Origin of the sequence: Aminobacter sp. HY435, assembly GCF_027568395.1 — a bacterium.
GTDB lineage: Bacteria > Pseudomonadota > Alphaproteobacteria > Rhizobiales > Rhizobiaceae > Aminobacter.
Genome location: NZ_JANKZL010000004.1, coordinates 130,234 through 142,577, shown reverse-complemented (window position 1 = coordinate 142,577; position 12,344 = coordinate 130,234). Strand labels below are relative to the sequence as shown.

The following is a 12,344-nucleotide window of genomic DNA, read 5'->3' as shown; positions in this document are numbered from 1 at the left end:
AGAAAAAAATGTGCTGCATTGCGACAGAAACGTGAAAAGTTCGACACGTTTTTTGCGCTTAGCCGTTGGATTTGCTTGGTAAACGCGCCGGAAAGGGTTGTGGAGAAATTGTGGCTAATCGATTAGCCGCGGGCCGCCCGGCGTGCCTGATCGAAGGCGCGGGGTGGCGCTGCAGCAAATTCTGATCCGGCTCATGCACCCACCGCTTGCCGGCGCCGGAACAGGCGCCCGTCGATGGTGACGAGGCCGAGCGCAATAAGCGCCATGCCGCCCAGTTCGAACAGTTCGAGACGCTCGCCAAGGAAGCTGACCGACAAGAGCATGGCGCTTGCCGGCACGATCAGGGTTACCAGCGAGGTGTTGGTGGCGCCGGCCGAGGCCACGAGCTTGAAGAACAGGATGTAGGCGAAGGCTGTGGCGACCAGCGCCAGCGCCAGCGTGGCAAGCCAGGCGCCGGGGCTGGCCGTGAACAGCCCCGAAGTGCCATAGAGCGCCAGCACAAGCGGAACCATGATGATGCTGGATGCGGTCAACTGGCCGGTTGCGATGATTGCCGGCGGCACGCCCCTCAGCCGGCGCGCCACCATCAGGGCGAGCGCATAGGAAAGCGACGCGCCGACAAGGGCGAACTTGGCCCAGACCGGTCCTCCGAGCCCAGCGACGATGCCGGGGCCGACCATGATCGCCGTGCCGGCGATGCCGAGTGCCGTGCCGGCGAGCTTGTTCCAGTTCAGCTTCTCGTCGCTGGTGAGGAAGTTGGCGACAATCAGCGTCCAGAACGGGGTGGTGGAGTTCAGGACCGAGGCGAGGCCGGCGCCGATCTCCGTCTGGCCGAGGCAGATCAGCGTGAAGGGAATGACGTTGTTGAGGATGGCCAGCACAAGCAATGTGCCGGCGTGTGGCAATGCGAGGCGGAACGATGGTCCACGCGCGAGCAGAAACAGGTGAAGTGCTGCGCCCGCGATCAAGACGCGGAACATGACGAGCTTGAGCGGCGCGATCTCGGCGACCGCGATATGGACACAGAAGAACGAGCCGCCCCAGATAGCGCCGAGAAGCAACAGCCTGGCCCAATCGCGTGCACTCATGTCCGCTTCCTTCTTCGCCCCGTCACATTCGACAGCTACGCGCGATCTTCGGGTAGAGCCACCCGATTCCATTGGCTGACGCAACACTCCTGCCAAGTTCTGCCGGGTTGCATCGCGGACCGCTTGGTTTAGATTTCGGCCGGCAAGCGAGGAGCTTCCATGCAGCGATTCGAGAATGCACGCGAGGCAGCCCTCGCTCTCCGCCCCGATGCGCCGGTCTATTGCTTCAGGCCGGAAGTGCTCAAGGAGGACGCCCGCAACTTCATGGGCATGTTTCCCGGCAGGACGGCCTATGCGGTCAAGACCAATGGCGAACTGATCGTGCTCAAGGCGCTGGTCGAGGCCGGCGTGACGATGTTCGACGTGGCTTCGCCCGGCGAGTTCGCCGCGGTACGCGAGGTCTCCAAGGAGGCCGAGATGATCTACATGCACCCGGTCAAGGCGCAGTCCGACATCCGGCTGGCGCTCGAGACCTACGGCATCAGGGTGATCGCGGTCGACCACGAGGACGAGATCAACAAGCTCAACCGGGTGGTCAGGGCGCTCGACATCGACCCCGCAGCGATCACCGTGTTCGTGCGTGTGCAGACGAAGGGATCGGCGGCCTACGAGTTGTCGAAGAAATTCGGCGCCGGGCCGGCCAATGCGGTCGAGCTTTGCGAGCGGCTCAACCGAAACGGCTACAAGGTCGGGCTCTGCTTCCACGTCGGCTCCCAGATCGAGGACCCCGACACCTATGAGCGCGCACTCGCCTCGGTCGACTGGGTGCGCAACCGCATCAGCTTCGATCTTGCCGGGCTCGATGTCGGCGGCGGCTTTCCAGCCGAATACGGACATGACCCGAACTCGAAAAAACCGATCATGCCGTCGATCGGGCAGATCATGTCGCGGTTTCGGGCCGACCTGAAGGAATACCAGTTCGACGAGATGCCGCTGGTGGCGGAGCCGGGGCGGGTGATCGTGGCGCGCTGCCTGTCGTTGATCGTGCGCGTGCTTTTGCGCAAGGGCAGGCGGATCTACATCAATGACGGCATCTGGGCGTCGCTGTCGGATTCATGGACGGGCAAGATCACGCTGCCGGCCCGCTTCATCCCCGACCCGGCGATCCGCACGCGCAACGGCGATGCCGGCAACATCGTGCCGTTCAAGGTGTGCGGGGCGACCTGCGATTCCGTCGATATCCTGTCACGGCCGTTCTGGCTGCCAGAGACCATAGATACCGGCGACTGGATCGAGATCGGCCATATCGGCGCCTATTCGCTGTCGCTCCGGACGCGTTTCAACGGCTTCTACCCCGACACTTTCGTCGAGGTGACGACGCCGTTCGACGAAGGCGACGCACCGCAAGGCTTTGCCAGCCTGGAGACGATGGCGGCGGAGTGAGAGACAAGCAAACAGGGAACAGCGAGTAGCGAAATAGACGGCGAACCTGGAAACCCAGCATGATCGCCGCTACTCGCTATTCACTCATTACAGATTTGCCAGCAACTCGTCGGTCGGCCAGCCGTCCACCGGCAGCTTGAGGCGCATCTGCTCCTGGCGGATGGCTTCGCGGGTGTTGGTGCCCAAAATGCCGTCGATACCGCCGACGTCGTAGCCCCTGTCGGCGAGCTTCTGCTGCAATGCCTTCATGGCATCGCCGGTCAGGCCGGCGTCAGGGTTGCCGCGGTCGAAGGCTGGCTGGCCGGCGAGGCGGGCGGCCAGATTGGCGGCGGTCAGCGTGTAGGTCGCCGACTGGTTCCATTCGAGATAGACATCGTAGTTGTCGTAGGTGAGGAATGCCGGACCCTTGCGGCCCATCGGCAGGACGACGGCGGCCTTGAGTCCCTTGTCGACCAGCCGCGTGCCGTCGCGGTTGGTGACGCCCATCCTGGCCCAGTCGGCCAGCGGCAGCTTGTTGGTGCGGCCGGTCTGTGCCCAATCCATCTCGGCGGGGACGCGAATTTCCTCGATCCATGGCTGGCCGGGCTTCCAGCCGCGCGACTGGATCTTCTTGCCGGTTGTCAGGATAACGTCGGCGGGTGAGTTGCGCAGGTCGATGACGCCGTCGCCGTCGCCGTCGACGCCGCGCGCCAGATAGTCTGATGGCAGGATCTGGGTCTGGCCGATCTCGCCGGCCCATGCGCCCTTGACGTCAGCAGGCAGGACGTTGGTGTCGATCAGCTTCATCAGCGGCACGATCTGCTTGCGGAACAGTTCCGGGCGGCGGCAGTCATGCGCCAGGGTGACGAGCGCGTTCAACGAATTGAAGTTGCCCTGCACGGCGCCAAAGTCGGTCTCGAGCGCCCAGAAGGCGGCAATCACCGGGCCGGGGACGCCGTAGTCCTGTTCGGAACGAGCGAAGTAGGGCGCGTATTTCTGCAGGTTGGCGGCGCCGTGCTTCAACCGGTAGTCGCTGATCATGCGCTCGGAAAACTGGGTGAACGTCTGGGCGAACACACCCTGGGCGCGGTCGCGCTCGAGCACCTTGGGGTCAAGCGAGGCATTGGCAAGGGCAGACAGGCCCTTTTCGCCAACGCCTGCGGCGCGTGCCTCGTTGGCGAGGTTCTGCTTCCAGGTGGAGAAATCGTCGCCGCATTCCAAGGCTGCCACAGATTCGCCCTGGGGGGCTGAAGCGACTGCGACAGGGGCTTCCTGCGCCATAGCGGGCATGATGCTGGCAGTGGTGAATAAAATGGCGATCAGCGCCTTGCTCGGCAGTCTCATTGGGCAGGTCTCCTGCTTGGCCCGTCACGTCCAGGTTTTGCCTTCGCCAAATGGCGAAATCGGGCCGACGGCCAAGTCACTGGCTTTGCCGCGCCTTCTACAGAACCGGGGCGAGGGCCGCACCCCCTCTTCTTGTCGCATCTGCCATGCGAAATGCGCATCCCGGCGGTGCAGGCCGGGCGTCTGGAAATGCTACTTCGTGTTGGCGGCGAGCCATTTCTTCCAATGGCTCTCGGTGCCGTTGAACACGTTGATGTCGGCATCGCCCTTGATGCCGGGCACAACGCCGGTGCCGGTGTACTGCCAGAAGGTGAAGGGGTGGCTGCCGTATTTCTTGGTCGGATGTCCGGCGACGGAGCGCAGCCAATAGGGATAGCCGTGGAATGTCGACAGGTCATTGTCGTCGAAGAAATCGACCGAGGTGTAGATGATCGGCTTCTTGCCGTAGTGCTTCTCGACGATCTCGAGGAAAATCTTCATCTCGCTGCGCACCGTGGCAGCAGGCGGACGAAGCTTGCAGCTCGGCGATTGCGGGTTCCACTCCATGTCGAGGATCGGCGGGAGCGAAGAACCTTCGCGCGGCACATTGCTGATGTACCAGGCGGCCTGCTCGGCAGCGGGGCGGCAGAAATAGTAGAAATGATAGGCGCCGCGCGGCACGCCGGCCGCCTTGGTCTCGCGCCAGTGCTCGTCAAAATAGTCGTCGACGCGGTCGCCGCCTTCGGTCGCCTTGATGAACGCAAATGAGATGCCGCTGCCCTTGGCCGTCGGCCAGTCGATGGATGTCTGGTATTTCGACACGTCGGTGCCGTGAACCGCATAGGTCCAGGGCGCGCCGCTTTCCCACTGATGCGGGTCGCTGTCGCTGAAACGCGGATTCTTGACCGAGACGCTGGCAATCGACCCCGGCTTGCCCGTCGGGGCGAGCGAAAGGGTGTCAGCGGTGGAACAGGCGCCGAGGAAGGCGAGCAGCACGAGAGCCGAAGCGCGGCGCATTACTTCTCCTTGGCCGGAAAGGGCGGCCCAAGCATGTTGTGGGGCTGGCCCGAACGGCCAGATGCAATGTCAATGGATGAGCGGATTCCCCAAGCGACCGCGTATCCCCTCCTGTGATCGCCGATCATGGTTGATAAACCGTTGATCGCGCTCGACAGCCTTCAAGATTTGCGTGACGAATGACGGCAATTCGATGGCGAAACCAGGTCGCCGGGCGGGGGAAGCGATGCGGATTGCCAGCAAGATTATCAAATGGTTTGCGACGCTCGTCATGGTGGCCGCCGCCGGGCTGGCGGCCTGGCTGTATTTCGCGCCGCCGGCGCTGATCCGCGTCGGTTCCGGTTATGCCGCAAAGATCGTTTGCTCGAATGTTTTTGTCGCGGGACGTGACGCCAAGCAGGTCTTGGCCGACGACGTGCAGGCGCCGGGGCATCCGCTGTTGCGGCTGATGTCGGTCACGGTCGACGAAAGCGCGGGAACCGTGCGCGCCGGGCTGTTCGGCGTCTTCGGCAAGGGGCTGGCGATTGCGCAGCAGGGCGCCGGCTGCACGGCGGTGCCGGACGGCGACATTGCCGCTGCGCGGCTGGCGGCGGTTCCTGCGGCACCGGCGGCCAATACGGACGCGTTGTGGCCCGAGGGCGAAAAGGTCGACGCATCGCAAGATCCGGCGATTGTGGCGGTTCTCGACGATGCCGGCCTTGCCGGTCCAGGCATGCGCGCGGTCGTTGTCGTTCACAACGGACGGATCATCGGCGAACGCTATGGCGAGGGCTTTTCAGCTGCCACCCCGCTGCTCGGCTGGTCGATGACCAAGACGGTAACCGCCGCAATCATCGGCACATTGGTTGGCGACGGCAAGATGAGCGTCGACAGGACCGGCCTGTTCGAGCCGTGGAAGGCCGACGGCCGGGCGGCGATCAGCCTGGCCGACCTGATGGCGATGTCGAGCGGGCTGGAGTTCAACGAGGACTATGGCGACGTCACCGACGTGACCAGGATGCTCTATCTGGAGCCCGACATGGCCGGTTTCGCCGAAGCCAAGCCGCTCGCCCAGGACGTCGGCAAGGTGTTTTCCTATTCGAGCGGGACGACGCTCCTGTTGTCGCGCCTGTGGCAGGACGCGGTCGGCGATCCGGCTGCGGCACTCGCCGTGCCGCGCGAGAAGCTGTTCGGGCCGCTGGGCATGACAAGCGCTGTGCTGGAGGCCGATGCGCGCGGCACATTCGCCGGCTCGTCCTACATGTATGCGACGGGCCATGACTGGGCACGTTTCGGCCAATTCCTGCTGCAGGATGGCGTCTGGAACGGCGCGCGCATCCTGCCGGAAGGTTATGTCGGCTGGATGCGCGAGGCGGCGCCCGCCGACGGCCAGTACGGTCGCGGCCAGCTGTGGCTGCGCGGTCCCGAGGGCGGGACGCCGGAAGGGCAGAACCCGGACACTGGCTTCGACCTGCCCGGCGATGCCTTCTGGATGCAAGGACATGACGGCCAGACGGTGGCGATCGTGCCGTCGGCCAATCTTGTCGTGGTCCGGCTCGGGCTGACCCCGTCGAAGCTGCACTACAAGCCGCAAGCGATGCTGTCGGCCCTGGTCAGGGCCGTTCAGTAGGCGTCGCGACGGTCACCAGCCAGGCATAGCCGCGATAGAGTGACACGAAGTCGACGGTGCGTCCGCCGGCTGCCGCTGCCGCCTGTATCTCCTGGACCAAGCCTGGGCGCGGCGAGACGTGGAACCTGGCGAGCCAGCCACGGAGAAGGCTGCGGAACCAGCCGGGCAGGCGTTCCTGCTGGCCAAAGTCGACGATGTGGACGCTGCCGGCGGCCGCGGCGATGGCCGCCGATACCGAACGCTGCCAGCCGGGGATCATCGACAGGGCGTAGGAGATGAAGACGCGGTCGAACTGGCGGCGGTCGAACAGCGCCTGCGCGTCGAAGGCCGTCGCATCAGCCTGGGCGACCGTGATGCGGCCTGACAATCCGGCCCGGGCGATCGACTGCCTGGCTGTCGCCAGCATCTCGGCGGAAATGTCGAGACCGTAGAACTGGACGTCTGGAAAGCGACGCGCGGCAAGGATCAGGTTGCGTCCGGTGCCGCAGCCGAGTTCAAGCACGGCACCGCCTGCCGGCGGGTCGAGTTCGGAGACCATGCGGTCGCGGCCGAGCAGGTAATATTTGCGCGTCAGGTCGTAGACATGACGCTGGCGCTTGTAGACCCGGTCCATCAGCCCGGAATGCACGGCAGTGAGGTCCGGCGCGCTCATTGCGGCTTCTTCACGTAGAGGTGGAAACCGCCATAGATCGCCGAGCGATCGCGCGCAGTGAAGTCGCGTGACTGCCGGTCTTCATAGGTCCATTGGTCGAGGAGGGCCGGCGACAGGCGACCTGGCAGCAGGCTCGGTTCTGCCGCGGTGCGGAAGATGACCCGGGCGCCGGGTGCCGCGGTGCGGGTGATTTCGCTCCACAGCGCGTTGAGCTGGATATCGCTCATCCAGTCCTGGGCGTCGAGCAGCACGTAGCGGTCGAGTGAATTTGCATCCTTGCCGGCGAGCAGTTCGGTGAAGTTGGCATGGTGGACGCGCACGCGACCGACATTGGCGCGGATGGTCGAATAATGCGCTTGCTCGAGATAGGTGGGCAAAGCGGCTTCGCCGGGCTCGGGATAGCGCCGGGCAAAGGCCTGCCAGGCAAAATAGTTGTTTGCGAGGGGGAAGTCGCAGGCGAGTTTTTCGAGGCGGGACTTGAGCACGCCGGCCATCGAGCCATCGCCGGAGCTGAGCAGGGAGTCATACTGGGCTGGAGGAATGCCGAGGCCGAAGAGCGAGGACTTGCGCGAGGTGATCCAGCGCAAGGCGCGGCGTTCGAAGATCGGGGCGAGCTTCTCGTCGAAGAAGCGGCGTTGAGCTTCGCGGCTGGCGGAGGCCATGATGCCTGCCGGGTCGACGCCGTAGAATCTGGCTGCCCGGTGGCCGGCGGCGATGAACAGGCCGAGCAGGCCGCTTTTGTAGAAGTTGCCGTCGAAGGTAGCGATGCGGCGCTTGCCGCGCCAGTTGCGCTTTTCCCAGTAGTTGCGGCTCGCAGCGTCCAGGTTGGGCGCGATGAAGCGGTCGTAGGCCTGCGAGTTGTGCTCGACGTCGGCGCGCCCGAAGAAACGGAACAGGTCACCCTGCGATGGCAGGTGACGGACCGCGGCAAGCTTCATCTTGTTGAGAGCGATGTGGGCAGCGTTGAGGTCGACCGCGTCGACGCTGGCCGGAGAACAGGTGAGGTAGGCGAGGATGTTGCAGCCGCCGGAGGCGATGGTGACGACGCGGTGGTCTTCGCCAAGCTGCATCGCCTCGATGTCGACATCGGGATCTTCCCATATCTGCGGGTAGACGAGGCCCGAGAAGAGCAATGCAAACAGGCGCTCGGAAAGGCCTTCCTTCGACAAGGCAGGGTTCTGGCAGACGGCTTTTCCGACTTTCCTGCCGCGACGAAAGACAAGGTCTCCGGAAACATCGGTCATGGAAATGCGATTCCCCGTTTCGTTGTTGGACGAAGCGGGTAGCGCAGTGCCGTGACAGCGCGGTGACGCGCCCATGACGCCGATGCGACAGGGCGGAATGTGACATTCGGACTCCGAACGTTACGAAACCGCTTCCCGGGCGAGCGCATTTTGTTTCCGACCGCCCGCTGGACGGGCCGTTTCGCAAAGGAGATTTGTTATGAGGAAGCTCATTCTCGCATCCGTTTCGGCACTCGCACTGCTTGGCGTTGCTGCCTGCAGCGACAGCACCGACAGCACCACCACCCAAAGTGTCAATCCGCCGGCAACCGAACAGCCGGCGCCGATGACGCCGGCGCCCGCGACGCCCGAGGCGACACCGCCGGCGACCGACAACACAACGACCCAGGGCATCACGCCGACGCCTGAAACGGGCACGGGCGGCGATATGCAGAACAGCGAGCCCATGGATGTGACGCCGACGCAGCCGAAGCCTGTCGAACCGGCTGCACCCGCGCAGTAAGGTTGCGGGAGGAGGCAAGGCCGGAGCGCACGCTCCGGCCTTTTTCCTGGCGCTAGCGCGAGACCCGCGCCCGCCGTCCCAATGCCACCACGGCAATGACGGCAAGGGCGAAGAGCAGGGTCTTGCCGGAGATATGTTCGCCGAGGAACATGGCGGAGATGGCCAGGGTGACGAAGGACTGCAGCAATTGCACCTGGCTGACGCGGGCGATGCCGCCCATGCCGAGACCGACGTTCCAGGCAAAGAAGCCGAGGAACATCGATCCGAAGCCGAGATAAAAGAACGAGAAGATTGCGCGGCCGGAGGCGGCCGTGAATTCCGGCTGCCAGCTCCAGATAGCTGCGGGAATCGAGATCGGCGTGGTCAGGATCAGCGACCAGCAGATGACCTCCCAACCCGGCATATGGCGTGAGAGCTTGCCCGAGACGACATAGCCGAGACTGGCCGACAGCGCGGCCAGGAACAGGAACAGATCGCCGGTCGACAACTCCATGCCGCTGTCGCTTATGGCGAAGGCAATGACAAGGGCCGCGCCCAGCACGCCGCAGATCCAAAACAGCGCGGATGGCCGTTCCCCGCCTATCAGCGCCGCGAATATGCTCGTCGTCAGTGGCAGCACGCCCAGTACGACGCCGCCGTGTGAGGCCGGAACGGTCTGCATGGCGAAGGACGAAAACACCGGAAAGCCGAACACCAACAGCAATCCGGCAAGGAAGAGGGCCGGGGCGTCGGCGCGAGGAAGTCGCTTGCGGAGCGCCAAAAGAAGCAACGCGGCAGCGGTCGAGGCGACAGCCGCGCGGCCGAAGGTGATGAACCACGGCGAAAAACCGGTCAGGGAGACGCGCGTAGCCGGAAGGGAGCCGCCGAATATGACGACACCCAGCGTGCCAAGCGCAAGACCAACGGTCTCACGCGAGATTTTCCGTGCCGGCGGGTCGATGCGCGCATCCATGGCGCAACCGTTAGCCGCAGGATGTCGACACGTCGCGACTTTTTCGTTGGTCCAGAATATTAGTCCAGACTAGCCGCGCGGCGTTGCCGACAAAGTTACATCTGCAGCGTCATGCCGTCTCGCATTTGCGAAGGTTTCATCCTAATAAGCGGCCATGTCGATTTGGGACCGTCTCGGCGATTTCGTTGCTCGTATCTCGGCGTCTGCTGCCAGCAGCGTCGCCGACGTCGTGGAAGCCGTGCGCACGATCTTCTCGGGCGATGCCGAAACCCGCCGCCGCGTTGCCTTTTCCGTGGCGATGATCGCGCTCTCCGCCAAGATGGCAAAAGCCGACGGCGTGGTGTCGCAAGCGGAGGTCCGGGCGTTCTACGAGATATTTGCGGTGCCGCCGGAGCATGCGCGCGACGTGGCCCGGCTCTATGACATCGCCCAGCAGGACGTTGCCGGCTTCGAATTCTATGCCGAGCGGATGTCCAAGCTGTGTGGCTCGGGACATGCCAATTGCGGCATGCTGGAGGACATCCTCGACGGGTTGTTCCACATCGCCAAGGCTGACGGCATGATGCACCAGTGCGAGGGTTCGTTCCTGCACCGGGTATCGCAGATCTTCCGCATCGACGAAAAGCACTACCAGACCATCCTGGCGCGCCATCTCGATCTTGGCGCCACCGACCCCTATCGTGTGCTGGGTATCGAGCGCGGCAAACCGTTCGAGGACGTACGCAAGCACTACCGCAAGCTGGTCGCAAACAACCATCCCGACAAGCTGATCGCGCGCGGCCTGCCGGAGGAGTTCATCCGCATCGCCACGACACGTCTCGCCGCGATCAACGCCGCCTACGAACTGATCGAAAGGGGGCTCCGGCACGCATGAGTGGTTTCCTGCCCGACCACCCGCAAGCCGACGTCAGGGTTTCACCCAACTTCGGCCCGCGCCGCGACGGGATGAAGCCTGACATGATCGTGCTGCACTATACCGGGATGGAAACCGGCCATGGCGCCGAGGCCTGGCTGTGCGATCCGGCAAGCGAAGTGTCGTCCCATTATCTCGTGCACGAGGACGGGCGGGTCGTGCAGATGGTGCGCGAGGGCGATCGCGCCTGGCATGCGGGCAAAAGCTCCTGGCGCGGGTGGACGGACATCAATTCGTGCTCTGTCGGAATCGAGATCGTCAATCCCGGGCACGCACTTGGCTACAACGCGTTTCCCAGGTGTCAGATGGCGGTTGTGGCGGATCTTTGCCGCGGCATCATCGAGCGTCACGATGTGGCGCCGGAGCGGGTGCTCGGGCACTCGGATGTGGCGCTGGGGCGCAAGATCGACCCTGGCGAACGCTTCCCCTGGCGGTTTTTGTTCCATCAAGGCGTTGGACATTGGGTCGCACCCTCGCCACGCAGAGGCGGCTCGGCCTTGCGGCCGGGTGATGCCGGCGAGACGGTTGAGGAGTTGCAATCCATGCTTGCGCTCTACGGCTATGGCGTCGAGATTACCGGCCGATACGACACCCAAACAGAGGTAACTGTTCAAGCTTTTCAACGACATTTCCGTACCAGCAGCGTGGACGGGAGCGCGGATGCGTCGACAATTTCGACGCTGCGCAGGCTGATCGCTTCGGCCCCGGGAGGCCTTGACGACTAGTCCTGGTTGATTCGCCTTAATTACAACCTGTCACTCAATGTGACTTGTCCGGCCTTTTTTCCTGCCAGTTCGGGCCGCAAATGCATTGCCGTGCAAGGCGCCGGCTAATCCAGTCATTGCCCCAAAGAGGGCCACCGGCGTTCAGGAAGGGATGCCGCGCGGTATTTTCGCGCTGCCTATTCGAGAACAGGACGACATGAAGAATTTGACCGTTATTGCGGTGGCATTAGCCGCCGGCCTGACTTCTTTTGCCGCTCAGGCCCAGGACGGCGCTGCAAGAGCCTCCAAAACGATCATCGAACAAACCAGCAAGGCCAAGAACGCCAAGACCGACGCCAAGAAGGCAGACGACTGCCCCTACCTGTTCGGTTGCAGCTCCAAGAAGGAAGCCGCGGTCGACACCATGACGACGGCTTCGATCGGCGCCAAGGGCGCCAAGACCGTCAAGGACCAGGCCGCCAAGGCAACCAAGTCGACCAAGTCGAGCAAGTCGACCAAGGAATCGGCCGACAAGACCGTCAAGACGGCCAAGGCGGGCGCGCCTTACGGCGAGATCGTCTCCCGCTACGCCTCGTCATATGGCGTGCCGGTGTCGCTGGCACATGCCGTCATCAGCGTGGAAAGCAACTATCGTGCCGACGCGCGCGGCAAGGCCGGTGAAATCGGCCTGATGCAGATCAAGCCGGCAACCGCCCGGATGATGGGCTACAGCGGCTCGGCCAAGGGGTTGTTCAATCCAGAAACCAACATCAAGTGGGGCATCAAGTACCTCGCCAAGGCGCATGAGCTGAGCGGCGGCACGACGTGCGGCACCATCCTCAAGTACAATGCGGGTCATGGCGCCAAGCGCATGAACCCGATTTCGGCAGCCTATTGCAAGAAGGTGCAGTCGCACCTTGCGGGCGCCTGATCTCGGATCGGCGGCGATGAAGGAAATGGCAGCCGACGTTTTCGGTT

At 63.7% G+C, this 12,344-nt stretch carries 12 protein-coding genes; 6 read left to right on the top strand and 6 right to left on the bottom strand.

Going from position 1 to position 12,344, the window contains the following annotated elements; genetic code table 11:
• Positions 1 to 191: 191 nt before the first annotated feature.
• Positions 192 to 1,088 carry a DMT family transporter gene (locus PCJ21_RS05715; protein ID WP_269930413.1) on the bottom strand — a complete coding sequence of 299 codons (897 nt, stop codon included), beginning with the start codon at positions 1,086 to 1,088 and terminating at the stop codon, positions 192 to 194.
• 159 nt (positions 1,089 to 1,247) lie between these two features.
• On the opposite strand from PCJ21_RS05715, the gene PCJ21_RS05710 reads away from it, so the two are divergent.
• The gene (locus tag PCJ21_RS05710; protein ID WP_269930412.1) at positions 1,248 to 2,471 is read left to right on the top strand and encodes an alanine racemase; all 1,224 of its coding nucleotides are present in this window, start codon (positions 1,248 to 1,250) and stop codon (positions 2,469 to 2,471) included.
• 87 nt (positions 2,472 to 2,558) lie between these two features.
• On the opposite strand, the gene PCJ21_RS05705 is transcribed toward PCJ21_RS05710, so the two are convergent.
• Positions 2,559 to 3,794 (bottom strand): lytic murein transglycosylase, encoded by a 1,236-nt coding sequence (locus PCJ21_RS05705; RefSeq protein ID WP_269930411.1) that lies wholly within the window; start codon positions 3,792 to 3,794, stop codon positions 2,559 to 2,561.
• Between the two features lie 192 nt (positions 3,795 to 3,986).
• Positions 3,987 to 4,790 carry a glycoside hydrolase family 25 protein gene (locus PCJ21_RS05700; protein WP_269930410.1) on the bottom strand — a complete coding sequence of 268 codons (804 nt, stop codon included), beginning with the start codon at positions 4,788 to 4,790 and terminating at the stop codon, positions 3,987 to 3,989.
• Between the two features lie 226 nt (positions 4,791 to 5,016).
• Between PCJ21_RS05700 and PCJ21_RS05695 the strand changes: the two genes are divergently transcribed.
• The gene (locus PCJ21_RS05695; RefSeq protein WP_269930409.1) at positions 5,017 to 6,399 is read left to right on the top strand and encodes a serine hydrolase domain-containing protein; all 1,383 of its coding nucleotides are present in this window, start codon (positions 5,017 to 5,019) and stop codon (positions 6,397 to 6,399) included.
• Here PCJ21_RS05695 and PCJ21_RS05690 read toward each other — a convergent pair.
• Together PCJ21_RS05690 and PCJ21_RS05685 are read right to left on the bottom strand one after the other, a co-directional pair.
• A complete protein-coding gene (locus PCJ21_RS05690; RefSeq protein WP_269930408.1) occupies positions 6,383 to 7,051 on the bottom strand; it encodes a class I SAM-dependent methyltransferase in 669 nt (222 codons plus the stop codon). The genes PCJ21_RS05695 and PCJ21_RS05690 overlap by 17 nt on opposite strands.
• Entirely contained in the window at positions 7,048 to 8,295 is a 1,248-nt protein-coding gene (locus PCJ21_RS05685) for a DUF3419 family protein (RefSeq protein ID WP_269930407.1), read from the bottom strand. The genes PCJ21_RS05690 and PCJ21_RS05685 overlap by 4 nt, the downstream gene beginning before the upstream one ends.
• 199 nt (positions 8,296 to 8,494) lie before the next feature.
• On the opposite strand from PCJ21_RS05685, the gene PCJ21_RS05680 reads away from it, so the two are divergent.
• Positions 8,495 to 8,797 (top strand): hypothetical protein, encoded by a 303-nt coding sequence (locus PCJ21_RS05680; protein WP_269930708.1) that lies wholly within the window; start codon positions 8,495 to 8,497, stop codon positions 8,795 to 8,797.
• A gap of 52 nt (positions 8,798 to 8,849) precedes the next feature.
• Here PCJ21_RS05680 and PCJ21_RS05675 read toward each other — a convergent pair whose 3' ends face one another.
• Positions 8,850 to 9,749, bottom strand: coding sequence for a DMT family transporter (locus PCJ21_RS05675; RefSeq protein WP_269930406.1), 900 nt, complete (start codon positions 9,747 to 9,749; stop codon positions 8,850 to 8,852).
• Positions 9,750 to 9,903: 154 nt separating this feature from the next.
• On the opposite strand from PCJ21_RS05675, the gene PCJ21_RS05670 reads away from it, so the two are divergent.
• The 3 genes from PCJ21_RS05670 to PCJ21_RS05660 all read left to right on the top strand — a co-directional run bounded on the left by PCJ21_RS05670 (position 9,904) and on the right by PCJ21_RS05660 (position 12,297).
• Positions 9,904 to 10,623: a J domain-containing protein gene (locus tag PCJ21_RS05670; RefSeq protein ID WP_269930405.1), complete on the top strand. Its 720-nt coding sequence runs from the start codon at positions 9,904 to 9,906 to the stop codon at positions 10,621 to 10,623.
• On the top strand, positions 10,620 to 11,387 hold the full coding sequence (locus PCJ21_RS05665) for an N-acetylmuramoyl-L-alanine amidase (protein ID WP_269930404.1): 768 nt from the start codon (positions 10,620 to 10,622) through the stop codon (positions 11,385 to 11,387). The genes PCJ21_RS05670 and PCJ21_RS05665 overlap by 4 nt, the downstream gene beginning before the upstream one ends.
• A 196-nt stretch (positions 11,388 to 11,583) precedes the next feature.
• Positions 11,584 to 12,297, top strand: a complete 714-nt coding sequence (locus tag PCJ21_RS05660; protein WP_269930403.1) for a lytic transglycosylase domain-containing protein — start codon at positions 11,584 to 11,586, stop codon at positions 12,295 to 12,297.
• Positions 12,298 to 12,344 lie beyond the last annotated feature (47 nt).

Coding starts and splice junctions, on each gene's coding strand:
- PCJ21_RS05680 (WP_269930708.1), top strand. CDS start 8,495: ATGAGGAAGCTCATTCTCGCATCCGTTTCGGCACTCGCACTGCTTGGC.
- PCJ21_RS05710 (WP_269930412.1), top strand. CDS start 1,248: ATGCAGCGATTCGAGAATGCACGCGAGGCAGCCCTCGCTCTCCGCCCC.
- PCJ21_RS05675 (WP_269930406.1), bottom strand. CDS start 9,749: ATGGATGCGCGCATCGACCCGCCGGCACGGAAAATCTCGCGTGAGACC.
- PCJ21_RS05685 (WP_269930407.1), bottom strand. CDS start 8,295: ATGACCGATGTTTCCGGAGACCTTGTCTTTCGTCGCGGCAGGAAAGTC.
- PCJ21_RS05700 (WP_269930410.1), bottom strand. CDS start 4,790: ATGCGCCGCGCTTCGGCTCTCGTGCTGCTCGCCTTCCTCGGCGCCTGT.
- PCJ21_RS05690 (WP_269930408.1), bottom strand. CDS start 7,051: ATGAGCGCGCCGGACCTCACTGCCGTGCATTCCGGGCTGATGGACCGG.
- PCJ21_RS05705 (WP_269930411.1), bottom strand. CDS start 3,794: ATGAGACTGCCGAGCAAGGCGCTGATCGCCATTTTATTCACCACTGCC.
- PCJ21_RS05665 (WP_269930404.1), top strand. CDS start 10,620: ATGAGTGGTTTCCTGCCCGACCACCCGCAAGCCGACGTCAGGGTTTCA.
- PCJ21_RS05695 (WP_269930409.1), top strand. CDS start 5,017: ATGCGGATTGCCAGCAAGATTATCAAATGGTTTGCGACGCTCGTCATG.
- PCJ21_RS05715 (WP_269930413.1), bottom strand. CDS start 1,088: ATGAGTGCACGCGATTGGGCCAGGCTGTTGCTTCTCGGCGCTATCTGG.
- PCJ21_RS05660 (WP_269930403.1), top strand. CDS start 11,584: ATGAAGAATTTGACCGTTATTGCGGTGGCATTAGCCGCCGGCCTGACT.
- PCJ21_RS05670 (WP_269930405.1), top strand. CDS start 9,904: ATGTCGATTTGGGACCGTCTCGGCGATTTCGTTGCTCGTATCTCGGCG.